The sequence below is a fragment of the Serratia sp. HNCC26DJ206 genome (genome assembly GCF_057180605.1).
In genome coordinates this window covers 46,363-68,945 of sequence record NZ_JBXUGP010000021.1, presented here as the reverse complement: position 1 = coordinate 68,945, position 22,583 = coordinate 46,363, and the positions used below count along the sequence as shown (strand labels likewise).

At 55.1% G+C, this 22,583-nt stretch carries 20 protein-coding genes and 3 tRNA genes; 13 read left to right on the top strand and 10 right to left on the bottom strand.

Annotated features, from left to right (window positions below; translation table 11 throughout):
- The first annotated feature begins 318 nt into the window (after window positions 1-318).
- The 5 genes from AC2A1E_RS15280 (at window position 319) to AC2A1E_RS15260 (ending at window position 5,406) form a co-directional block, all read left to right on the top strand.
- Window positions 319-810 carry an FxsA family protein gene (locus tag AC2A1E_RS15280; RefSeq protein WP_459400961.1) on the top strand — a complete coding sequence of 164 codons (492 nt, stop codon included), beginning with the start codon at window positions 319-321 and terminating at the stop codon, window positions 808-810.
- A gap of 199 nt (window positions 811-1,009) precedes the next feature.
- Window positions 1,010-1,306 carry a co-chaperone GroES gene (locus AC2A1E_RS15275; RefSeq protein ID WP_076943083.1) on the top strand — a complete coding sequence of 99 codons (297 nt, stop codon included), beginning with the start codon at window positions 1,010-1,012 and terminating at the stop codon, window positions 1,304-1,306.
- Window positions 1,307-1,350: 44 nt separating this feature from the next.
- On the top strand, window positions 1,351-2,994 hold the full coding sequence (gene groL, locus AC2A1E_RS15270; RefSeq protein ID WP_459400962.1) for a chaperonin GroEL: 1,644 nt from the start codon (window positions 1,351-1,353) through the stop codon (window positions 2,992-2,994).
- A gap of 210 nt (window positions 2,995-3,204) precedes the next feature.
- Window positions 3,205-4,833, top strand: coding sequence for a methyl-accepting chemotaxis protein (locus tag AC2A1E_RS15265; RefSeq protein WP_484384448.1), 1,629 nt, complete (start codon window positions 3,205-3,207; stop codon window positions 4,831-4,833).
- A gap of 228 nt (window positions 4,834-5,061) precedes the next feature.
- Entirely contained in the window at window positions 5,062-5,406 is a 345-nt protein-coding gene (locus AC2A1E_RS15260; protein ID WP_459400964.1) for a DUF4156 domain-containing protein, read from the top strand.
- Window positions 5,407-5,464: 58 nt separating this feature from the next.
- On the opposite strand, the gene epmB is transcribed toward AC2A1E_RS15260, so the two are convergent.
- Window positions 5,465-6,493: an EF-P beta-lysylation protein EpmB gene (epmB, locus tag AC2A1E_RS15255; protein ID WP_484384447.1), complete on the bottom strand. Its 1,029-nt coding sequence runs from the start codon at window positions 6,491-6,493 to the stop codon at window positions 5,465-5,467.
- Between the two features lie 44 nt (window positions 6,494-6,537).
- Between epmB and efp the strand changes: the two genes are divergently transcribed.
- Both efp and sugE read left to right on the top strand, forming a co-directional pair.
- Window positions 6,538-7,104 carry an elongation factor P gene (gene efp / locus AC2A1E_RS15250; RefSeq protein ID WP_473188900.1) on the top strand — a complete coding sequence of 189 codons (567 nt, stop codon included), beginning with the start codon at window positions 6,538-6,540 and terminating at the stop codon, window positions 7,102-7,104.
- A gap of 195 nt (window positions 7,105-7,299) precedes the next feature.
- The gene (sugE, locus tag AC2A1E_RS15245; RefSeq protein WP_459400967.1) at window positions 7,300-7,617 is read left to right on the top strand and encodes a quaternary ammonium compound efflux SMR transporter SugE; all 318 of its coding nucleotides are present in this window, start codon (window positions 7,300-7,302) and stop codon (window positions 7,615-7,617) included.
- On the opposite strand, the gene blc is transcribed toward sugE, so the two are convergent.
- From blc to frdA, 5 genes are all read right to left on the bottom strand, one after another.
- A complete protein-coding gene (gene blc / locus AC2A1E_RS15240; RefSeq protein ID WP_484384446.1) occupies window positions 7,611-8,144 on the bottom strand; it encodes an outer membrane lipoprotein Blc in 534 nt (177 codons plus the stop codon). The genes sugE and blc overlap by 7 nt on opposite strands.
- Window positions 8,145-8,230: 86 nt before the next feature.
- Complete coding sequence (gene frdD / locus AC2A1E_RS15235) at window positions 8,231-8,590, bottom strand: fumarate reductase subunit FrdD (RefSeq protein WP_459400969.1); 360 nt, start codon at window positions 8,588-8,590, stop codon at window positions 8,231-8,233.
- Between the two features lie 12 nt (window positions 8,591-8,602).
- Complete coding sequence (gene frdC, locus AC2A1E_RS15230) at window positions 8,603-8,995, bottom strand: fumarate reductase subunit FrdC (protein ID WP_484384445.1); 393 nt, start codon at window positions 8,993-8,995, stop codon at window positions 8,603-8,605.
- A 16-nt stretch (window positions 8,996-9,011) separates the two neighbouring features.
- Window positions 9,012-9,746 carry a succinate dehydrogenase/fumarate reductase iron-sulfur subunit gene (locus AC2A1E_RS15225; protein WP_484384444.1) on the bottom strand — a complete coding sequence of 245 codons (735 nt, stop codon included), beginning with the start codon at window positions 9,744-9,746 and terminating at the stop codon, window positions 9,012-9,014.
- A complete protein-coding gene (frdA, locus tag AC2A1E_RS15220) occupies window positions 9,739-11,535 on the bottom strand; it encodes a fumarate reductase (quinol) flavoprotein subunit (RefSeq protein ID WP_484384443.1) in 1,797 nt (598 codons plus the stop codon). The genes AC2A1E_RS15225 and frdA overlap by 8 nt, the downstream gene beginning before the upstream one ends.
- Before the next feature lie 384 nt (window positions 11,536-11,919).
- Between frdA and epmA the strand changes: the two genes are divergently transcribed.
- Complete coding sequence (gene epmA, locus AC2A1E_RS15215; protein ID WP_484384442.1) at window positions 11,920-12,897, top strand: elongation factor P--(R)-beta-lysine ligase; 978 nt, start codon at window positions 11,920-11,922, stop codon at window positions 12,895-12,897.
- Between the two features lie 51 nt (window positions 12,898-12,948).
- On the opposite strand, the gene mscM is transcribed toward epmA, so the two are convergent.
- From mscM to rsgA, 3 genes are all read right to left on the bottom strand, one after another.
- Window positions 12,949-16,302, bottom strand: a complete 3,354-nt coding sequence (gene mscM, locus AC2A1E_RS15210; RefSeq protein ID WP_484384475.1) for a miniconductance mechanosensitive channel MscM — start codon at window positions 16,300-16,302, stop codon at window positions 12,949-12,951.
- A gap of 19 nt (window positions 16,303-16,321) precedes the next feature.
- The gene (gene asd, locus AC2A1E_RS15205; protein ID WP_484384441.1) at window positions 16,322-17,209 is read right to left on the bottom strand and encodes an archaetidylserine decarboxylase; all 888 of its coding nucleotides are present in this window, start codon (window positions 17,207-17,209) and stop codon (window positions 16,322-16,324) included.
- 132 nt (window positions 17,210-17,341) lie between these two features.
- Window positions 17,342-18,391 carry a small ribosomal subunit biogenesis GTPase RsgA gene (rsgA, locus tag AC2A1E_RS15200; RefSeq protein ID WP_484384440.1) on the bottom strand — a complete coding sequence of 350 codons (1,050 nt, stop codon included), beginning with the start codon at window positions 18,389-18,391 and terminating at the stop codon, window positions 17,342-17,344.
- A gap of 155 nt (window positions 18,392-18,546) precedes the next feature.
- Here rsgA and orn point away from each other — a divergent pair, with 155 nt between their 5' ends.
- The 4 genes from orn to AC2A1E_RS15180 all read left to right on the top strand — a co-directional run bounded on the left by orn (window position 18,547) and on the right by AC2A1E_RS15180 (window position 19,622).
- Complete coding sequence (gene orn / locus AC2A1E_RS15195; RefSeq protein ID WP_484384439.1) at window positions 18,547-19,092, top strand: oligoribonuclease; 546 nt, start codon at window positions 18,547-18,549, stop codon at window positions 19,090-19,092.
- 183 nt (window positions 19,093-19,275) lie between these two features.
- Window positions 19,276-19,351, top strand: a tRNA-Gly gene (locus AC2A1E_RS15190).
- Window positions 19,352-19,415: 64 nt separating this feature from the next.
- A tRNA-Gly gene (locus AC2A1E_RS15185) sits at window positions 19,416-19,491 on the top strand.
- Window positions 19,492-19,546: 55 nt separating this feature from the next.
- A tRNA-Gly gene (locus AC2A1E_RS15180) sits at window positions 19,547-19,622 on the top strand.
- A gap of 299 nt (window positions 19,623-19,921) precedes the next feature.
- Here AC2A1E_RS15180 and queG read toward each other — a convergent pair.
- On the bottom strand, window positions 19,922-21,061 hold the full coding sequence (queG, locus tag AC2A1E_RS15175) for a tRNA epoxyqueuosine(34) reductase QueG (protein WP_484384438.1): 1,140 nt from the start codon (window positions 21,059-21,061) through the stop codon (window positions 19,922-19,924).
- On the opposite strand from queG, the gene nnr reads away from it, so the two are divergent.
- Window positions 21,060-22,574, top strand: a complete 1,515-nt coding sequence (nnr, locus tag AC2A1E_RS15170; RefSeq protein WP_484384437.1) for a bifunctional ADP-dependent NAD(P)H-hydrate dehydratase/NAD(P)H-hydrate epimerase — start codon at window positions 21,060-21,062, stop codon at window positions 22,572-22,574. The genes queG and nnr overlap by 2 nt on opposite strands.
- Window positions 22,575-22,583: the final 9 nt, after the last annotated feature.

Genomic DNA, 22,583 nt, shown 5'->3' with positions numbered 1-22,583 from the left:
CTTTTGAGTTCTGTGATCTGTTTCACGTTTAATGAGTTTAGTAATAAAAAATTTGTCAGGTTGAAATAACCGCAGGAAGCCCCCATTCTAAAAAGGTTAGCCTGTTACAGGCTGAGATTGATGACAAAGTGGTTTTTAAGCCCGAGATACTCGGGCCTAGCGCACCGAGGGGCGCTCCGGCGGCTTACGCTGCTACGACCCCTTCGGCACGCTCTCCCTAATATCTGGCTTTGTCAGCAGTCTGAGCCTGTTACAGGCTCTATTTTTCGCGTATGCACCACCGGGTGGGTATGCCGACTCTACTGATAGGAGAATACGGTGCGCTGGTTACCGTTGCTGTTGATATTTCTGTTGGCTTACATCGAAATATCGTTATTTATCAAAGTCGCCGCCGTGCTTGGCGTGGCGACAACCCTGCTGCTGGTGGTATTTACCTCCTGCGTGGGTGTGTCTTTGGTGCGCAATCAGGGCATGAAAACCTTTATGCAGTTGCAGCAAAAGCTGGCGGCGGGTGAAAGCCCGGCGGCAGAGATGGTGAAAAGCGTTTCTCTGGTATTGGCAGGGTTCTTGTTGCTGGTGCCGGGTTTTTTCACCGATTTCCTCGGCTTATTACTGTTGCTGCCGCCGGTGCAGAAATCCCTGACGCTGAAACTGATGCCGCATCTTTCCGTTTATCGCCCGGCTGGCTGGGGCCAGAACGGCGGTGCTGCCAATGGCAATACCTTCGACGGTGAGTTCCAACGCAAGGACGACGAGCGCTACACGCTGGATCACCAGCCGGACGAACGCGACAAACCCAACGATCGCTGATTGATCCCCCAAACGCGGCCACTTTGGCCGCGTTTTTGCTAGCAGTGACAGCAATTTCCTCCCTCAAAAAGAAAATTTTTTTGATCTTGCCCCTTGAAGAGGGATGGAACGCCCCCATTTCAAATCCCACGGAGCCGGTATCAATAATCCGGTGAACAACCCTAAATCTGATAGAGACCTTCTTACAGGAGAGCGTTCAATGAGTATTCGTCCATTGCATGACCGCGTTATCGTCAAGCGCAAAGAAGTTGAATCAAAATCTGCTGGCGGCATCGTTCTGACTGGCTCTGCAGCGGGTAAATCCACGCGTGGTGAAGTGGTAGCCGTCGGTAAAGGACGTGTTCTGGAAAGCGGCAGCATTCAGCCGCTGGATGTGAAAGTAGGCGACATCGTAATTTTCAACGACGGTTACGGCGTGAAAGCAGAGAAGATCGACAATGAAGAAGTGTTGATCATGTCCGAAAGCGACATTCTGGCAATTGTGGAAGCGAAATAACGCTTTATATCTTTCTGAACTGAACGAGTTGAAGGGAAATACCAATGGCAGCTAAAGACGTAAAATTTGGCAATGATGCTCGCGTGAAGATGCTCCGCGGTGTGAATGTTCTTGCTGATGCAGTAAAAGTGACCCTGGGCCCGAAAGGCCGCAACGTAGTGCTGGATAAATCTTTCGGCGCGCCTTCCATCACCAAAGATGGCGTATCTGTTGCTCGTGAAATCGAACTGGAAGACAAGTTCGAAAACATGGGCGCACAAATGGTGAAAGAAGTTGCCTCTAAAGCGAACGACGCTGCGGGCGACGGCACCACCACTGCCACCGTACTGGCACAATCCATCATCACCGAAGGCCTGAAAGCAGTGGCTGCCGGCATGAACCCGATGGATCTGAAGCGCGGTATCGATAAAGCGGTTATCGCCGCAGTAGAAGAACTGAAAAAACTGTCTGTGCCTTGCTCTGATTCTAAAGCAATCGCTCAGGTAGGCACCATCTCTGCAAACTCCGACGAAACCGTGGGTAAACTGATTGCAGAAGCCATGGAAAAAGTGGGCAAAGAAGGCGTTATCACCGTTGAAGAAGGTACCGGCCTGCAAGACGAGCTGGACGTGGTTGAAGGTATGCAGTTCGATCGCGGTTACCTGTCTCCATACTTCATCAACAAGCCAGAAACCGGTTCTATCGAACTGGAAAGCCCGTTCATCCTGCTGGCTGACAAAAAAATCTCCAACATTCGCGAAATGCTGCCCGTGCTGGAAGCGGTTGCTAAAGCCGGTAAACCACTGCTGATCATCGCTGAAGATGTTGAAGGCGAAGCGCTGGCGACTCTGGTGGTTAACACCATGCGTGGCATCGTGAAAGTGGCTGCGGTTAAGGCACCGGGCTTCGGCGATCGCCGTAAAGCCATGCTGCAAGACATCGCAACTCTGACTGCCGGTACCGTGATCTCTGAAGAGATCGGTCTGGAGCTGGAAAAAGCCACCCTGGAAGATCTGGGCCAGGCAAAACGCATCGTGATCAACAAAGACACCACCATCATCATCGATGGCGTGGGTGACGAGAAGACCATTCAGGGCCGCGTAACTCAGATCCGTCAGCAGATCGAAGAAGCGACCTCTGATTATGATCGTGAAAAACTGCAGGAGCGCGTAGCGAAACTGGCTGGCGGTGTTGCCGTTATCAAAGTTGGCGCAGCCACTGAAGTTGAAATGAAAGAGAAGAAAGCCCGCGTTGAAGATGCCCTGCACGCGACCCGTGCTGCGGTTGAAGAAGGCGTGGTTGCTGGTGGTGGCGTCGCGCTGATCCGCGTAGCGGGTAAAATCGCTAACCTGAAAGGCGACAACGAAGACCAGAACGTGGGTATCAAAGTTGCCCTGCGTGCGATGGAATCTCCACTGCGTCAGATCGTGATCAACGCCGGTGAAGAAGCCTCTGTTATCGCCAACAACGTGAAAGCGGGCGAAGGCAGCTACGGCTACAACGCTTACACCGAAGAATACGGCGACATGATCGCGATGGGTATCCTGGATCCAACCAAAGTGACCCGTTCTGCTCTGCAGTACGCGGCCTCTGTGGCTGGCCTGATGATCACCACCGAGTGCATGATTACCGATCTGCCGAAAGATGATAAAGGCGACATGGGCGCTGCCGGTATGGGCGGCATGGGTGGCATGGGCGGCATGATGTAATCCTCCCCCACACTTCCGTGTGCTAGAAAACCCCGGCCAGTAATATGGCTGGGGTTTTTTTTATCCTTCAAATCGCCAGTAACCCTAACAATCTCAGTGACTATCAGTTTATTTTCTCTCCAGCATAAACACTTTCTTCAGCAGACCGATATTAACCATACCGATGAAAGGGCGGGTGCTCGTTGCGCTTGATGTTAATGGAGAGGATGCATGCTGAAAAATATGAAAATAGCCACCTGGTTGATACTGATCCTGGCGTTATTGGGGCTGATGCCAATGGGAACCAGTACCATCGCTTTCTACTTTATCAACCAGAATGGCCAGAATATCCGTACCATGGGGACGCTGTCAGAAGAAGAGGCCGCCCTCAACCGCAGCTGGAAGGCGTTGTTACAGACGCAGACGCTGATCGACAATCTGGCGTTCGAGCTGATGGTGAACGCCGATCGGGCTGATATCCAACAGGGGTTAGCAGATGCGCGTAAGGAGTTGAGTACCGCCGATCGCGCCTTCGACTTGTACTGGACCATTCCAGGGCTGACCTTGACCAACCCCGAACTGGGGGAGGCAATGAAAAAAGCCTATCTGGGGCAGCAAACCATGTTAAAGCGTGAAATCGCGCTGGTGGAAACCACGCCGGTGGCCGCGTTACTTGGTGAATTACACCAGTTAGCCGCAGAGAAACGCCAGGCGCGGCAGAATCTGGACAGCCAGTTCGCCGACTACATGGTTGCCACCCAGGCCAATCATCGTGCAGCACTCAGCAGTGCGCAGCAAAACCAGCAGTTATTCGTCCGTTTACTGGCCGGCACGCTGGTGGCGATTACCGGATTATTCCTGTGGGTTCATCGCGGTTTTCGTCACCGCCTGGTGCTGCCGCTCCAGCAGATATCTGAGCATCTGCAAAAGATCGGCAGTGGCGATCTGCGTGAGGTGATTGAAGTAAAAAACAGCAATGAAATCGGGCAACTGTTTGCCAGCCTGCAAAAAATGCAGCACGAACTGACGGCAACCGTTCAACAGGTGCGTGATGGTGTCGAATCCATCAATCTGGGGACGCAAGAGATCGCAGCGGGTAATACCGATCTTTCCAGCCGTACCGAACAGCAAGCCAGTGCGTTGACCGAAACCGCCGCCAGCATGGAGCAGATCACCGCTACGGTGCAGCAGAACGCCGATAACGCCAATCAGGCCTCTGGCATGATTAACCAGACCGCCAGTATTGCCCGTGAAGGGGGCGAAATCATGGGCAACGTGGTCAGCAAAATGCAGGTGATCAGCAACAGTGCGCAGAAAGTGGGCGATATCATCAATGTGATCGACAGCATCGCTTTTCAGACCAATATTCTGGCGTTGAATGCCGCAGTGGAAGCGGCACGTGCTGGTGAACAGGGGCGTGGTTTTGCCGTGGTGGCGGGTGAAGTGCGCAATCTGGCACAGCGCTGTGCCTTGTCGGCGAAGGAGATCAGCGCTCTGGTGATGGGGGTCGCCAATGATGTCGCCGAGGGCGTGCAACTGGTTGAAAAGGCGGGTAATACCATGGCAGATATTGTCAGCTCAGTGGATAAGGCCACGGTTATCATGGAAAATATCACCTGTGCTTCTGAAGAACAAAGTAAGGGCGTGGTGCAGGTTGGCGTAGCCATCACCCAGATGGATCAGGTGACTCAGCAGAATGCGGCGCTGGTGGAGCAAGTGGCGACGACGGCGGCCAATGTGGAAGAGCAGGCGGTAGTGCTGGCGCAAGCAGTAGCGGTATTCCAACTGCTGGAGACTCGGTTGCAGGCTACGCCTGCGCGTATAACCGGAAAAGAGGCGCTGGAAGCCGATTGGGTCTAATTTTTAACTTAAGGCGGGTTTTGATTTTGCGAGCGTTGCCGCACTGTATTGGATGATATTTTGCAGACCGAGCTGATTTAGCGTGTAAACTGGATTTTCATCGGCTGTCGCTTAAGGCGTTGATCGGGCTCCAGTGGCAGCGATGCTGAAGAGATATACCCAGCGCTGGGTATAGAGCCACCCTTCTGATAAGCTTTTGCTCATTATCAACGTCATATGGGGAACAAGATGCGGATTAAAGCCTTACTGGGTCTATCAGCGGCGTTGCTGCTGGCAGGTTGCAGCAGCTCCAATGAACTGACCGCCGCAGGTCAGCAAATCAAATTCACCGACACCAAACCGCCCGCAGAATGCCAGTTGATGGGCGAAGTGACGGGTACTCAGAGCAACTGGCTCTCGGGCACCGGTGGTGAAGGCAGCTCAGTGCGTGGTGCCGCCAACGATCTGCGCAACAAAGCAGCAGAAATGGGCGGCAACGTGATTTACGGTGCGAGCAGCCCAAGCCAGAACCTGCTTTCGAGTTTTGCACCGCTCGACAGCAAAATGATTGGCCAAGTGTATAAGTGCCCGTAATGCTGGCGGGGTGCCGTGCATAAGATTGAGAGGAGTGCCTAGGCATTCCTCTTTTTGATCAACCTTGCACCAGGCGCAGATCCAGTGGTGTTTTGCTTGGCTCTCCGCCAACTTCACGCGCCAAGCGTGGCACCAGATAGCCTGAAACTTGGCTCAGCAGGCCTTTCATAATCACGCGCGCTTCGTCGTCGCTGACCATAAAGTGGGCGGCACCCTGAACTCTGTCCAGTACGTGAAGGTAGTAGGGCAAGATCCCGGCATCAAACAGCGCATGACTCAGGGCGGCCAGCGTGTCGGCATGGTCGTTGATGCCGCGCAGCAGCACGCTCTGGTTCAGCAGGGTAACGCCTGCGCTGCGCAGCTGTGCCATGCTGGCGCGCAGCTCCTGGTCGATTTCGTTGGCGTGGTTGATATGTGTCACCATCAGCACCTGTAGGCGCGACACCGACAGCCGCTGACAAAGCTCGGCAGTAATGCGTGCTGGGATCACCACGGGCAATCGGGTATGAATCCGCAGGCGTTTCAGGTGTGGGATGGCTTCCAGCTCAGCGATCAGCCAGTCCAGTTCGTGATCTTTAGCCATCAGCGGATCGCCACCGGAGAAAATGATTTCATCCAATTCCGGATGCAGGCGAATATACTCCAGCGCCTGACGCCAGTTCGCTTTGTTCCCCTGATTATCCTGATACGGGAAATGGCGGCGGAAGCAGTAGCGGCAATTGACCGCACAGCCGCCTTTTACCAGCAGCAGGGCGCGGTTGCGATACTTATGCAGCAGGCCCGGCACCACGCTACGCTGCTCATCCAGCGGATCGGTGGTGAAACCCGGGGCCGTGATAAACTCTTCGCGAGCGGTCAGCACTTGCAGCAGCAGCGGATCATTGGCATCGCCGGGCCGCATGCGTGCGGCAAAGGCGCGCGGCACCCGCAGGGCAAACAGGCGGCGGGCATCGCGCCCCTGCGGCAGTTCCGGGTGCGTATTCAGTGATAAAAGATGCAGTAATTCATCGGGATCGGTAATAACATCGGCGAGTTGATGCAACCAATCTTCTCTATCCGCCGTGTTTTGGGTTACAATGTGTGCCATTTTTTGGCTAAGCTACCAGTTAAATAAATATTCAGAGGGCCGTTATGGCGACTTATTCTAGCAACGATTTCCGTCCGGGTCTTAAAATCATGTTCGAGGGCGAGCCTTACGCTATCGAATCCAGCGAGTTCGTAAAACCCGGTAAAGGCCAGGCTTTTGCTCGCGTAAAAATGCGCCGTCTGCTGACCGGCAGCCGCGTTGAGAAGACCTTTAAATCTACTGACTCCTGTGAAGGCGCAGACGTTGTAGATACTAACATGAACTATCTGTACAACGACGGTGAGTTCTTCCACTTCATGCACCCTGAGACTTTCGAGCAGCATCAGGTTGAAGAAAAAACCGTATCCGATGTGGCGAAATGGCTGCAGGATAATGCGGAATGTATCGTTACCCTGTGGGATGGTCGCCCGATCGCCGTGCAGCCGCCAAACTTCATCGAAGCAGAAGTGACTGATACCGATCCAGGCCTGAAGGGTGATACCGCAGGTACCGGCGGCAAGCCAGCGACCCTGAGCACCGGCGCGGTAGTTAAAGTGCCATTGTTCGTGCAGATTGGCGAAGTGATCAAAGTTGACACCCGCTCTGGCGAATACGTTTCCCGCGTAAAATAATTCGTTGTTTAGAGAAGCCACAGGCTGTGGCTTCTCTGCCTTTCCCCTGTTACCTGTTTGCACCTTTTTCGATAAACCCATCATCGCCTTCAGGTGTGATGTCGGTTATTATTTATGCCTTCACTCGGCCAGGCGGGACGACCCACCTGCGCATCTGTTGCCTGGGGACGACCCCATCTGTTCTGGAGCCTGTTCATGGCGTGGATCATTTTGCTTTTTGCTGGCCTGCTTGAGGTCGTCTGGGCGATTGGCCTGAAATATACTCACGGTTTTACCCGTCTTACCCCTAGCCTGATTACTATCGCGGCCATGGTGGTCAGCATGGTATTGCTGGCTCATGCGATGAAAACGCTGCCCGCCGGCACCGCTTACGCGGTGTGGACCGGCATCGGGGCGGTTGGGGCAGCGGTAATGGGCATGGTGTTGCTCGGCGAATCGACCAATATCATGCGCATTCTCAGCCTATGTTTGATCGTCGCCGGTATTTTAGGGCTGAAATTCAGCAGTCATTGAGCGGTTTGTTGCTTTACCCAAACCAGGGCCGAGGTATCAAAGCCGTAGCCTTTGGCGACCTGCACTAACCTGTCGCGCGTGGCGGCGTCCAGCGTTGGCGTGCGTGACAGGATCCACAGATAGTCGCGGTTCGGGCCAGCAACCAGCGCATAGCGGTATTCAGGATCCAGATCGACCACGTTATAGCCGCCATAGAACGGGCCGAAAAACGACACTTTCAGCGAGGCAACCTGTGGCGAGCCGATAAAATAGGCTTTCCCTTCGCTCTCCTGCCATTGCTGCTTTTGCGCATTAAATCCCCGGTTAACCACTTTCAGGCCGCCGTCTTCGCGCGGGCTGTAATTAGCCGTCACCTGTTCCAGGCCGCGTTCAAAGCGGTGATCCAGCCGGGCGATTTCATACCAGGTACCGAGGTAGCGTTGGCTGTCGAAGTTGTCCACTATCTTGATGTCTTTCGGTGGGGCCACGCTGCAAGCAACGGAAATTACGGCAGATAACATCACGCCAAGTTTTGACCAAAAACGCATGGGTAACACCTGTTTATCAATAGAAGATAAACGAGGTATACCATAGGGCGGGGATGGCGGCCAACGGAGGCTGGCCGCCAGGGGTTTTACAGGGTTACGACGCCGATAAGCGTGACAACGCTCAGGATCGCCGCCAGGCCATAGAACACCCATTTACCGGCCGGTACATGGATTTTCAGATCGTGCATGGCATGGTGGATACGGTGCAGCCCGCACCACAGCGGCAGAATAATCATCAGCAGCAGGAACAGGCGGCCGATCCAGCTTTGGCAAAACGCCAGTACGCGCTCATAGCCCAGCGCCTCACCGGGGAACAGGCCAAGGGGCAGCATAATGCCGATCAGCAACACGATCGCGGGTGCGACGATCGCCCCCCACATACCGCCTGCACCGAACAGCCCCCAGAAAACCGGCTCATCAGAACGTTTAGGTGTTTGATTTATCATGTTTCCTCCGGGTTAGATTAAGGCTACGGCGAGAATGATCAGGGTAACGACAATCGTCACGCCCCACAGTGCCTTAACGATCGGCTCCGGCCCCATTTTTTCGCTGTTCACCACGATATTGGCGGCTTTCGGCGCCAGATCGAACCAGGTTTTGGTATGCAGCGCGGCAGCCAGCAGGGTGATGATGTTAATCAGCAGCACCAGCGGGTTTTGCAGGAAGCCGACAAAACCGGCCCAGCTTTCAGGCCCGCCTTTCAAAGCAAAAACGCCATAGATCAGCACGATGCTGAACCAGGTGGCGGGCACCGATGTGCCTTCGCGCAGCATGTAAAAACGGTAGAAACCGAGCTTCTGCCACCAGGTCGGTGTCATGGTACGCACATAAGGCTTACGTTGTGTGGTCATTGCTGTCTCCTCTCCCTTATTGCGGTTTCAGCATTGCGATCATGAAGTCTTTGGCACTTTCCACCTTGCCCTGCTGGATCGCAGCGGCTGGGTCGACGTGTTTCGGGCAGACTTCAGAGCAGTAGCCAACAAACGTACAGGTCCAGACACCGTTCTGGCCGTTGAGCTGCGGCATACGTTCTTTTTTGCCGTGATCGCGGGTATCCAGGTTGTAACGGTGTGCCAGCGTGATCGCCGCCGGGCCAATAAATTCCGGGTTGAGGCCGAACTGTGGGCAAGCGGCATAGCACAGGCCACAGTTGATGCAGCCGGAGAACTGATGGTATTTCTCCATCTGTGCCGGGGTTTGCAGGCTCGGGCCATCTTCCAGTTTACGTTCGTTACCGATGATGTAAGGCTTAATCGCTTCGAGGCTTTCGATAAAGTGGGTCATGTCGACCACCAGATCGCGCTCGATCGGGAAGTTGCCCAGCGCTTCAACCTTCATGCCTGCGGTGTATTCACGCAGGAAGGTTTTGCAGGCCAGTTTCGGCACGCTGTTAACCATCATGCCGCATGAACCGCAGATGGCCATACGGCACGACCAGCGGTAGGAAAGGTCGGGTGCCAGGTTATCTTTGATATAACCCAAGGCATCCAGCAGCGAAGTCTGCTCATCGTAAGGCACGCTGTAGGTCTCGAAATGCGGCTCAGCGTCGCGTTCCGGGTTGTAGCGCATCACTTCGATTTTCAGGGTTTTCATCTCAGCCATTCGCCTGCTCCTTATCCTTTTTCTCCTGTGCATCGGCTTCTGCGCCGTAAACACGTTTGGCCGGTGGCAGCTTGGTGATTTTCACGTCGCTATACTCCAGGCGAGGCGCACCCTGCGGGTTGTGGAACGCCAGCGTATGTTTCAGGAAGTTCACGTCGTCACGCTCGGTGCAACCTTCGTCTAAGCGTTGGTGCGCGCCGCGCGATTCTTTGCGGTTGAAGGCGGAGTGCGCCATACATTCGGCAACGTCCAGTCCGTGACCCAGTTCAATGGTGTACAGCAGATCGGTGTTGAACACGTTGGTGGTGTCGGTGATTTTGACGCGCTTGAAACGCTCTTTCAGCTCCGCCAGCTTATCGATGGTTTTCTGCATCAGCTCTGGCGTACGGTAGATACCGCAGCCTTCTTCCATCGACAGGCCCATTTCGTCGCGGATCTTCGCCCAATTCTCGTTGCCTTCCTGCTTCATCAGGTTGCTGAGGCGGGTTTCCACGTCACGGCCCTGTGCATCCAGCGCACTGCCGTTAGCCGGGCCACTTTCCAGCGCGCGGCGTGCGGCGTGTTCACCAGCCACACGGCCGAAGACCACCAGTTCTGCCAGCGAGTTGGAACCCAAACGGTTCGCGCCGTGCAGGCCGACGGAGGAACATTCACCCACCGCAAACAGCCCTTTAATGCGGGTTTCGCAGTTCTGATCGGTTTCGATACCGCCCATGGTGTAGTGCGCGGTTGGGCGTACCGGGATGGGATCTTTGACTGGGTCGACGCCCACATAGGCTTTGGACAGTTCGCAGATAAACGGCAGGCGTTCCAGCAGCTTCTTCTCGCCCAAGTGGCGCAGATCCAGATACACCACGTCACCGCGCGGAGTAGGAACCGTACGGCCAGCACGCCACTCATGCCAGAAAGCCTGCGACACTTTGTCACGCGGGCCCAGTTCCATATATTTGTTTCTTGGCTCGCCAAGCGGGGTTTCCGGGCCCATGCCGTAATCTTGCAGATAGCGGTAACCGTCTTTGTTGACCAGAATACCGCCTTCGCCGCGGCAGCCTTCGGTCATCAGGATGCCAGAACCTGGCAGGCCGGTGGGGTGATACTGCACAAACTCCATGTCGCGCAGCGGCACACCGTGGTGGAATGCCATCCCCATACCATCGCCGGTCACAATGCCGCCGTTGGTGTTATAGCGGTAAACGCGGCCAGCCCCGCCGGTTGCCATAATCACCGCGTTGGCGCGGATCTGTACGCGGGTGCCTTCCATCATGTTCATTGCGATCAGACCGCGAGCCTGGCCGTCATCCACCAGAACGTCCAGCACAAAGTGCTCGTCGAAACGTTGAATTTGCGGATATTTCAGCGAGGTCTGGAACAGGGTGTGCAGCATATGGAAGCCGGTTTTATCGGCGGCAAACCAGGTGCGTTCGATCTTCATGCCACCGAAACGGCGCACGTTGACGGAACCGTCCGGTTTGCGGCTCCACGGGCAGCCCCAGAGTTCAAGCTGGGCCATTTCACGCGGGCAACTGTGGACGAAGTGATCAACCACATCCTGCTCGCACAGCCAGTCGCCACCGGCAACGGTGTCTTGGAAGTGATAGTCGTAGCTATCGTGAGCCTGGGTGACGGCGGCGGAGCCCCCTTCGGCGGCCACCGTATGGCTGCGCATCGGGTAAACTTTAGATATCAGCGCGATTTTGAGTTGGGGATTGGCTTCCGCTGCGGCGATTGCTGCCCGTAAACCTGCTCCCCCTGCGCCAATAATGGCTAGGTCGGCGTTAAAGGTTTGCACTGCATTCCTCCAGTAGTCTTGTTAAAACGACAAAATGAAAATATCTATACTTAATATTTATAAAACTTTCGGGTGAGCCGGTCATTTGACTGAACACTAAGGATAGATAACTCCCAGCGAATATAGGGGTATCACTATACCTAAAGTTAAGTAGTAGAAATTTGATGTGATCGATTGTTTTGTCTTTTAACTGCTGGGCGAGAGGCATTCCTGTAAAAATAAGGGGTTGGCAGCCCTTTAACTCTTATTTACCTCATTAGCGGTGGTTTATATGGCGACTCTATTTTTTATGATTTTAAAAGACGAGGCTCGGTGGTGAAGAATTTGTTTGCGTAGCAGTCTGCGAGTAGACTGCATCCCCTGTTTGATTTCGGAGTAATGATCATGAGCGAAACGGCAAGCTGGCAACCAAGCGCCCCCATTGGCAATTTGTTGAAACGCGCAGCGATCCTGGCTGAGATCCGGCGTTTTTTTGCTGATCGTGGCGTGTTAGAGGTGGAAACGCCAGCGATGAGCCAGGCGACGGTAACCGACATTCACCTGTTCCCGTTCCAGACGCGCTTCGTCGGCCCAGGGGCCGCAGATGGCTTGACGTTGTACATGATGACCAGCCCGGAATACCACATGAAGCGCCTGCTGGCGGCCGGTAGTGGCCCGATTTACCAGATGGGGCGCAGCTTCCGTAATGAAGAGGCCGGGCGGCATCACAATCCTGAATTTACCATGCTGGAATGGTATCGGCTGCACTACGACATGTACCGCCTGATGAATGAGGTGGACGATCTGTTGCAGCAGGTGCTGGATTGCGACAGCGCCGAAACCCTGTCCTACCAGCAGGCGTTTTTGCGCCATTTGGATCTCGATCCGCTGTCTGCGGAAAAACCGCAGCTACGTGAAGCGGCAGCCAAGCTCGATCTGAGCAATATTGCAGACACCGAAGAAGATCGCGATACCCTGCTGCAACTGCTGTTTAGCGTGGGCGTCGAGCCGCATATCGGCCGTGACAAGCCTGCGTTTGTTTACCATTTCCCGGCTTCTCAGGCTTCACTGGCGGAAATCAGCACGGAAGATCACCGGGTGGCGGAGCGTTTTGAGGTCTATTACAAAGGCATTGAGCTGGCGAATGGCTTCCGTGAACTGACCGATGGCAACGAGCAGCGTCAGCGTTTTGAACAGGATAACCGTAAACGCGCGGCGCGCGGTTTGCCGCAGCACCCGATTGATAACAACCTGCTGGATGCGTTGCAACACGGGATGCCAGAGTGTGCCGGGGTAGCGCTGGGGGTTGATCGTCTGGTGATGTTGGCGTTGGGGGCTGAAAGCCTGAGTGACGTGATCGCGTTCCCGGTTGACCGGGCTTAAGGTTTACGAGCATTGCAAAAGGGTTCGGCATTGGCCAAACCCTTTTTGCATTTATAGCCCGCCCGATTCGCGGCGATTGTTTGGCGCAGCGGTGGAAGGGGCTGTGCGGCTATTATTGGTCAGACGCGACAGCGTTTCGCTGCGTACCTGGAACGGTGGATACGGCAGAGTGATGCCATGTTCGCGGTAACCGGCCAGAATCAGCTGGTGGATCTCATGGCGCAGCGGCATACGGTGGCCCATTTCGGCGGCGTAGATACGCAGTTCGAAGATCTGAATACCCTGTTGTAAATCAACCAAATAGGCTTCCGGTACTGGATTATCCAGCACCAGCGCGCAGCGTTCTGCCGCGTTCAGCAGGATCTGGGTCACCTCTTCGCTGTTGGCTTCTGCCGGTGCTGGTACGGTAAGCACCACACGGGTCAGCGTATCCGACAACGACCAGTTGATGAACTGCTCGGTGATGAATGCCTTGTTAGGCACGATGATCTCTTTGCGATCCCAATCCGAAATGGTGGTGGCGCGGGTATTGATCTTGGTGACGCTGCCGGTGAGGTTACGGATCGTCACCGTATCGCCGATGCGGATCGGTTTCTCAAACAGGATGATCAGGCCAGAGATAAAGTTGGAGAAGATCTCCTGCATCCCGAAGCCCAACCCCACGCTGAGTGCGGTCACCACCCATTGCAGTTTCGACCATTCAATGCCGATCCAAGAGAAACTGAGGATCGCGCCAAACAACAGCAACAGATATTTGGTAATAGTGGTAATGGCATAGCCGGTGCCCGGCGTCAGATCCAGATGCTGTAACACCGCCAATTCCAGCAGCGCCGGTAAGTTACGCACCAGCTGCATGGTGACGATCAACACCAGAATGGCGATCAGCAGCGCGCCCATGGTGATCGGCTGGGCGGTGTCGACGCCGTTCACCGTTGAGGTGACGTCCCACAGCGTAATGTTTTCCAGGAAACCGAAGGCGGAATGGATCTCGGACCACAGGAAGATCAACGAAACCAGCGCGATCATTGTCAGGATCGAACGAACCAGCCGCAGAGACTGCGCGCTGATCACATCAAGATCGATCTCGGTCTCGTCCACCTCCATCGATCCTTCGGTGCTATTGGGGGTATGCGAGGTCTCTTCTTCACCTTTGGCACGCTGGGCAAGAATATCCGCGCGGCGCTGTTTGGCACGGTCAAAGGCGATGCGGCGGCGCTGAATCAGCATCCAGCGGCGGATAATGTGGTACACCACCAACAGCAGGAACCAGATGGCGACCGAAGTTTCCAGCCGGGCCAGCAGTTTTTGCGAGGTGGTCAGGTAACCGACGGTGGACGCCAGTGCGGCCACCAGCGGGGCGGACAGCAGTAGGCCCCACAGCGCGGTATTGACCAGATTCTCGCCGGAGCCGTTTTTATCGAGATACAGCGGGATACCGGCGCGTTTAAGGCTGTTGGTAACCAGGCTCAGTGCCAGGCACAGCAGGATGAAACACAGGCGGCCAAGGGTATTGGAAAACTCGCGATCGTCGAGATTATCGAAGGTGATCAGCGCCATAATCAGCGGCACGATCAGCCAGATCGACATTGTGTAATAGCGCATGGCGCGCGAAACCTGCTGCGCAGGCCAGCGGAAATGTACAATGAATAGCCCCTGCGGGTGGGCAAAGGCGGCGCTGATCATGCAGATCCACAGCACCGGCAGCGTGGCGGTGACGCCATCACCGATCGCTACGGCCACCGGATACGGCCAGGCGTTTTGCAAACCAAAACCTAATGCGGCCCACAGAACTGGCAGGGGTAATGCCACCAGGATCGACCAGAATACCGTGCGCAACGTCAGGTAGAATTCATCCTGTGTCACCTTGCCAACCCGGCTACTGGCCCGCGCCAGAAAGGCATGGTAATGCTTGCGCGAACTGATGCTGAAGATCACCAGCAGCAGCGCGCCGAAGATTGGCACCAGTGTTTCGCGGCTGGTGACCATCATCATGAAGGCACCGCTGAGCTGCGTCAGGGTATCCAGCGACAGCATGCGCGTCAGGTCATGTGCAACGGTCAGCGGATAAGACAGATTAATCGGGTTGACGTCTGGCACCCAGAACAAGTAGCGGTGAGCTGCATCGCGGATTTCGTTCAGTGCGTCGACTAATTGGGTGTTGGCGACTTTCAGCTTGGTCAACTCGAGGATTTGGGTATCACAGCCGGAAAGCAACGAGTTGAGCAGCTCACGCTGGGTACGTATTTGCGCATCGACAATGCGTTGTTGGGCGCTGGTTAGCGCGGAACCGTCGTCTTGTTTAAGCTCTTTGGCCTGTTGCGGCAGCTTTTCCAACTGGCTTTCGAAACGCAGGCGTTGCACGCGCAGCTCGGCCATCACGTTGTCCAGTTGCTGCGGCTTTGGCATTTCTGGCAGCGAAGCAACCTGTGCCCGCAGGGTTTCCCCCAGTGCGGAAGAGGTTCCCAGCCATTGAGCCTGTTCGATAATGGTGCTCAGTGCCTGGCGCACCTGCAAAGTCTGCGCGGCGGCTAGACGTTGCTGAGAGGAGATCAGATCCATCTGCTGCGCCTGATGGTTCAGGGCAGTAGAAAGCTCACGGTTGATCTGCAATTGCTGGTTGATACTGCTTGGCAGATCGCTGTTCTGTCCTGCCAACTGTTCGGTTTTTTCCAACGCCCGTTCGGCTTCGCGCTGGCGTTGGCTATTCAGGTTGTTGCGCAGTATCTGTAACTGGGCATCAGTCTTATCGTGGCGCGTTTTGTATACTTCAGCGCGCATGCGCGCCAGTTCCTGGCGATTGTTGGCCGAAAGCTGTGCCAGTTCCAACTCATCCACTTTGGCTTTGCGTGCCGCCGACTCGGCCTGGAGCAGCGTTAACTGCGCCAGCGTCAAGGGCGAAGCCTGACTGTTGCCCTGAGCCTGTAGGCGACGCTGCACTTCCGTCAGCGCACGTCGAGCTTCGGTCTGTTGCTGCGGTAACTGGCTGAGGGAGTCGCTGATTTCGCGAGAACGATCCTGCTCCTGTTGCATCAGGCGCGCCTGTTCCAGCAGTTGACTACTGGTTTGCAGGATCAACTGCTCCAGATCGCTGGTTGCCATGTTATCGCCATTTGGCAGAACCTTATTTTCCTCAAGGGTCAACTGGCGACGCAGGTCCTGGGTCATCTTTGGAAAGTTATCAATGACCTTCTGATATTGTTCGGAATTATTCTTCGACTGTTTGCGTTCGGCGAGCCAGTTGAGGGCGCTTTGCAGCGCCTCAACCGTTTCCGCCTGATTAGGGGTGTTTTTGTTGCTCTCAGCCTGTTTCAGCTCTTGTCGGAGCTGTGATTCATTGGGAATGGTGGCGGCCAGGGCCGGTTGAATCAGTAATAAACTGAGCAATAACGAGATAATCAGGCGCACAGCGTCAATTCCTTCAAATTTACGGTGCGGCAGCGTCTGGCGCGGCGGCGATTTCAGCAAAGGCCGTACCCATACGGGTCACGACGCCATTGTTCAGCTGCGGGGCGAATTGTACGCTGCCCGGCGTGAACAGGTTGATCACCGTGGAACCGAGTTTGAAGCGGCCCATTTCTTCGCCTTTTGCCAGCGAAATGGTGCCCTCTTGACCTTCGGCCGGGTAGGTCCAGCGTTTGATAATGCCTTCGCGCGGCGGCGTGACGGTGCCCGCCCAAACGGTTTCGATGCTGCCAACGATAGTGGCACCGACCAGGATCTGCACCATTGGGCCGACGGCGGTATCAAACAGGCAAATAACGCGCTCATTACGGGCAAACAGGTTTGGCACGTTAGCGGCGGTCAGCGGGTTGACTGAGAACAGATCGCCCGGTACATAGATCATTTCGCGCAGTATGCCGTCGCACGGCATATGCACACGATGGTAGTCGCTCGGGGCCAGATAGGTGGTGGCGAACAGGCCGTTGCGGAATTGTTCTGCCAGCAGGTAGTTGCCAGCCAGCAGCGCTTCCAGGCTGTAATGATGGCCTTTGGCCTGGAAAATCAGATCGTCCTGGATGGGGCCGAGCTGGCTGATGGCGCCATCGGCGGGTAAAGCCAGCACATGAGGTTCAGCGACGATTGGGCGTGCACCTTCGCACAGTGGGCGCACGAAAAATTCGTTAAACGTTGTATAGGAGGCCAGATCCGGATTCTGGGCTTCCTGCATATTCACGCGGTAATAGCGGGCAAAAGCTTTGATCACCCATTGGGTCAACCAACCGGCCTGTTTTTCGGCACCCCAGCCAGCGAGACGGGTCAGTGCCAGTTTCGGCAGCCAATACTGTAGTTTAATTTTTATGCTATTCAGCACATTAACCTCTTGAATAAATATCCCCTCGGCTTTTCAAGCAGCAGCGCCGCTGGCTGCAACGTGAAACCCATCGGGTAAAAGGACGCACATTTTAACGGCGGCAATGCCGCTGCAACGCCTGCTTTAGTTGGCTCAGATCTCCGCTTCCGGGAAGTTTTTACGGGTTTTCACCTGCGCCATGCTTTCCAGAATGCGGTGGTAGTTAGCGAAACGTTCTTTCGCTATGGCACCGCTTTCCACCGCTGCGCGAATCGCACAGCCGGGATCGGTATCGTGGCGGCAGTCGCGGAACTTGCAACCGCCCAGGTAGTCACGAAATTCGACATACGCACGGGTGATTTGTTCCGGCTCCAAGTGCCACAGGCCGAATTCACGCACGCCTGGGGAGTCAATCACGTCACCGCCATGCTGGAAGTGATACAGCCGTGCTGCCGTGGTGGTATGTTGCCCGAGGCCGGAGACGCCGGAAACATCATTTACCAGAATTTGCTTTTCTGTTGCAGGTAACAGGGCGTTCAGCAGGCTGGATTTCCCGACGCCGGACTGCCCGGCAAAGATGCTGATGCGGTCTACCAGTGCCTGTTCAAAGGCTTCCATCCCTTCGCGGGTCTGGCTGGAGACTTCCAAAACGCGATAACCGATGTGGCGATAGATATCCATCATGCCATCGACCCGCTTGCGGGCTTCGGGATCCAGCAGATCGACCTTGTTGAGCACGATCAACGGCTCAACTTCCAGCGTTTCACAGGCCACCAGATAGCGATCGATCATGTTGAGTGAAAGTTCAGGCAAGATCGCCGAGACGATTACGATCTGATCGATATTGGCAGCGATCGGCTTCACGCCATCGTAGATATCAGGGCGGTTCAGCACCGAAGTCCGTTCATGTACCGCTTCGACGATACCTTTGACCCCTTCATGGGCACCTACACCAGGGCGCCAGACCACGCGATCGCCGGTCACCAGCGAACGCAGGGTACGGCGAATGTTGCAGCGGTGCAGGCTGCCGTCCGTTGCTTCAACGTCGGCATGCATACCGAAGCGGCTGATGACGATCCCGTCTTGTGGTTCGCCCAGTTGGGAATCATCCAGCTCCGGTTTATTGTCTGTGCGCCTAAGACGACGCTGATGGTTCGCCTGTACGCGGCGTTGTTGACCTTTGGACAGTTTGTTCTTAGTCACTGCGCCTCACTTGAATCGAATCGGCTTTTATCGCTCGGGACGAGCAAAAAGGCTATGATACACGCTATTTTATATTAAATAACCGTTGTTAGCCGCCACTGGCTGCGGGTTTGCCCGCGCTTGGTTTATCTTTCGGCTTTTACGCAGGAAATATCATGACAGGAAACGAAAATAACCTGATTTGGATCGATCTGGAGATGACCGGGCTGGATCCTGAACGCGATCGGATTATTGAGATCGCGACGCTGGTGACTGATGCCAATCTGAATATCCTCGCCGAAGGGCCGGTGATCGCCGTGCACCAGTCTGATGAACAGCTTGCGCTGATGGACGATTGGAACGTGCGTACCCACACCGGCAGCGGGCTGGTGGCGCGGGTCAAAGCCAGTAAGCTTGACGCGCGTGCTGCCGAACTGGCCACCATTGCGTTCTTGCAGGAGTGGGTGCCAGCAGGCAAATCGCCTATCTGCGGCAACAGCGTTGGCCAGGATCGCCGTTTCCTGTTCCGCTATATGCCGCTGCTGGAAGCTTACTTCCATTATCGTTACCTCGATGTCAGTACGTTAAAAGAGCTGGCGCGCCGCTGGAAGCCGGAAATTCTGCCGGGTATCAAGAAGCAGGGTACCCATCAGGCGCTGGACGATATCCGTGAATCGGTCGCGGAGTTGGCGTATTACCGTGAGCATTTTATTCAGCTTTAAATCGTTGGTATGGCCTCTGAGCGCCTTTGTGGCGCTTAATTCGCCACTTTGACGTTTAAAGCAGCAATCAAATAAAATTCCCGTTTTTTTGCTTTCAGGGGCTTGCGGCAGAAAGGATTTCTCGTATAATGCGCACCCCGTACCGATGAAGAATTTCGTTCAGTTCAGCCATCGATACGCCGGGCGGGAATAGCTCAGTTGGTAGAGCACGACCTTGCCAAGGTCGGGGTCGCGAGTTCGAGTCTCGTTTCCCGCTCCAAATTCAACAATGCTGCTGATGCGGCATGATGAATAAAAAACGGTAAAAGTAGTACCCATGCGACGCGGGAATAGCTCAGTTGGTAGAGCACGACCTTGCCAAGGTCGGGGTCGCGAGTTCGAGTCTCGTTTCCCGCTCCAAAAATTTCAAAGGCCATGCTGTTATTGGTTGGCCGGATGCCCAAAGCATCTCAATGCGGGAATAGCTCAGTTGGTAGAGCACGACCTTGCCAAGGTCGGGGTCGCGAGTTCGAGTCTCGTTTCCCGCTCCAATTTTCTCTCCAGATACAATCCAGTTCTACGCCGCTCCTGGCGCGGTCTTTCAACAGTTATTCATCTTCCCACGCAATGTTGTGAACAGAGTTATCCACAATTTGTGTACAAAATATCCGCAGTGCAAAAAATCAACGTCATGCTAATGAAATATTTATATTATTGATAATATTAACTATTTATTTCTTATAAAACGTTATCCCGATCACTTGCTCTTTTTGTTGCGGTTGAAAGACAAGGTGTTTTTATTTTTATGCACAAATCCACAGGGTGACTCTGGGGGGCGGAATGATAGATTTTATGCATCCCTCGGCAATCCTTTTTCTACTGCACGAATCAAACGTTTTTTCTGTGGGCTTTGCACTTCAACCCCCAACGCTTCACGCCGCGCAAGCTGCTGTTCCAACGCCCAGACGATATGTTCATCCAGCATCAGGTTTTCACCTTGACGGGCACGCAGTGCGATAACGATCTGATCCTGATAAGGGGCGTTGCCAAGGGCGACGGCGATATTGCGCAGCCAGCGCAAGTGGCCAATGCGTCGGATAGCGGAACCTTCGGTGATACGCAGAAACTTCTCTTCGCTCCAGCCGAACAGATCGAGCAGTTGCGGCGCGTGTAGCACCGCGCGCGGGCTGAAATCGTCTTCATCGGTTAACGGTGAGAAACGATTCCATGGGCAGATCAGCTGGCAATCATCGCAGCCGTAGATACGGTTGCCCATCAGGGCGCGGAATTCTTCTGGAATAGCCCCTTCCAGTTCGATAGTCAGGTAGGAAATACAGCGCCGTGCATCGACGGTGTAAGGCGCAACAATAGCGCCGGTCGGGCAGGTGGTGATACAGGCTACGCAGCGGCCGCACTGTTCTTCTTGCGGTTGATCGACCGGTAGCGGCAAATCGATCAGCAATTCACCCAAGAAGAACCAGGAACCGGCTTCGCGATTAATAGTAAGTGAGTGTTTACCAACCCAGCCGATCCCGGCTTTAGACGCCAACGCACGCTCCATCACCGGTGCCGAATCAACAAACGGCCGGAAATTCAGTTCACCACAATAAGCCTGAATCTGTTCGCCGAGCTTTTTTAACCGTTGGCGCAATAGCTTGTGATAATCACGGCCCAGCGTGTAACGGCTGACATAACCGAGCTGCGTATTTTGCAGCGTGCTGGCAAAGGCGGCCTTGGCGGGCAGGTAGTTCATTCGTACGCTGATCACGCGTAACGTGCCGGGCAACAGCTCATGCGGTCGCGCGCGCAGCATGCCGTGGCGCGCCATCCAGGCCATTTCACCGTGATACTGTTTGTCCAGCCACGCCTGCAACTTCGGTTCTTCCGCACTCAGATCGGTATCACAGATGCCAACCTGCTGGAATCCTAGCGATTGCCCCCATTGCTTGATATGTTGGGCGAGTTGATTGAGATCGAGAGGGTGTGTCATGACGAGCCATAGTGAGAAACCATACGCTGACAGTTTACCACACTCTGTCTGGTCTGCGGATTGGATCCGCCAGGCGGAACCCGCTGCTGCGGCTGCGCTCGGCATTTCTCTCTACCAGTTGATGTTGCGTGCCGGTTCTGCCGCCTATGCGCTGGCACGTGACCACTATCCCACCAACAGCCACTGGCTGGTGCTGTGTGGCCATGGCAACAACGGCGGCGATGGTTATGTGGTCGCCCGTCTGGCGATGGCTGATGGCGTTAAAGTGACACTCATTGCCTGTGAAGGCTCGCGCCCATTACCGCCAGAGGCAGCGAACGCACGGCAAGCCTGGCTGGAAAGCGGCGGTGAAATCCTGCCTGCCAACAGCCGTTGGCCGGAAGAGTGCGATCTGATTATCGATGGCCTGCTTGGCACCGGGCTAGGTGCTGCGCCTCGCGCCCCGTATGATGCGCTGATTGAGGCCGCTAACCGTGCCAGTGCGCCGGTTATCGCCTTAGATATCCCTTCTGGCCTGCTGGCCGAAAGCGGTGCCACACCGGGTGCCGTCATCCGTGCCGCCCATACTTTGGCTTTTATCGCCCTTAAACCGGGTTTGCTGACCGGGCAAGCGCGTGACTGGGTTGGGCAACTTCACCACAGTACGCTAGGGTTGAGCGACTGGCTGGCAAAGCAGCCGCCACAGATTCAGCGGATTACTGCCAGAGATCTCGGGCAGTGGCTGAAGCCACGCCGGCCCTGTTCCCACAAAGGCGATCATGGCCGTTTGTTGCTGATTGGTGGCGATCACGGCTTTGGTGGTGCCATCCGCATGGCGGCAGAAGCCGCGCTACGCAGTGGTGCCGGTTTGGTGCGAGTGCTTACTCACATTGAGCATGTCGGGCCGCTGTTGACTGCGTGCCCAGAGCTTATGGTGCAGCGCCTGACGGATGACAATTTGCAACAGGCGCTCGAATGGGCAGATGTGGTGGTGATCGGCCCAGGGCTTGGCCAGAGTGACTGGGGCAAGAATGCGTTGAAACTGCTGCAAACCAGTGATAAACCGGCACTCTGGGATGCGGATGCGCTTAACTTACTGGCATTACATCCTGAGAAGCGTCAGAATCGTGTGATTACCCCCCATCCTGGCGAAGCGGCACGCTTATTGAATTGCCATACGGCCGATATTGAGAGTGACCGCTTACTTGCGGTGCGCAAGCTGGTGGCGCAATACGGTGGGGTGGCGGTGTTGAAAGGGGCCGGTACGCTGATTGCCGATCAGCAGGGCGAAATGGCGATCGCCGATGTCGGTAACGCCGGTATGGCGTCTGGCGGCATGGGAGATGTGCTGTCGGGCATTATCGGTGGTTTACTGGCACAAAAACTCCCGCTGTATGATGCTGCCTGCGCGGGTTGTGTGGTGCATGGCGCCGCCGCTGATGGTGTGGCAGAAAAGCAAGGAACAAGAGGATTGTTGGCGACCGATCTGCTGCCGATAATCCCCCATTACGTTAATCCTGAGTTGGCAAAATAGATATTATCG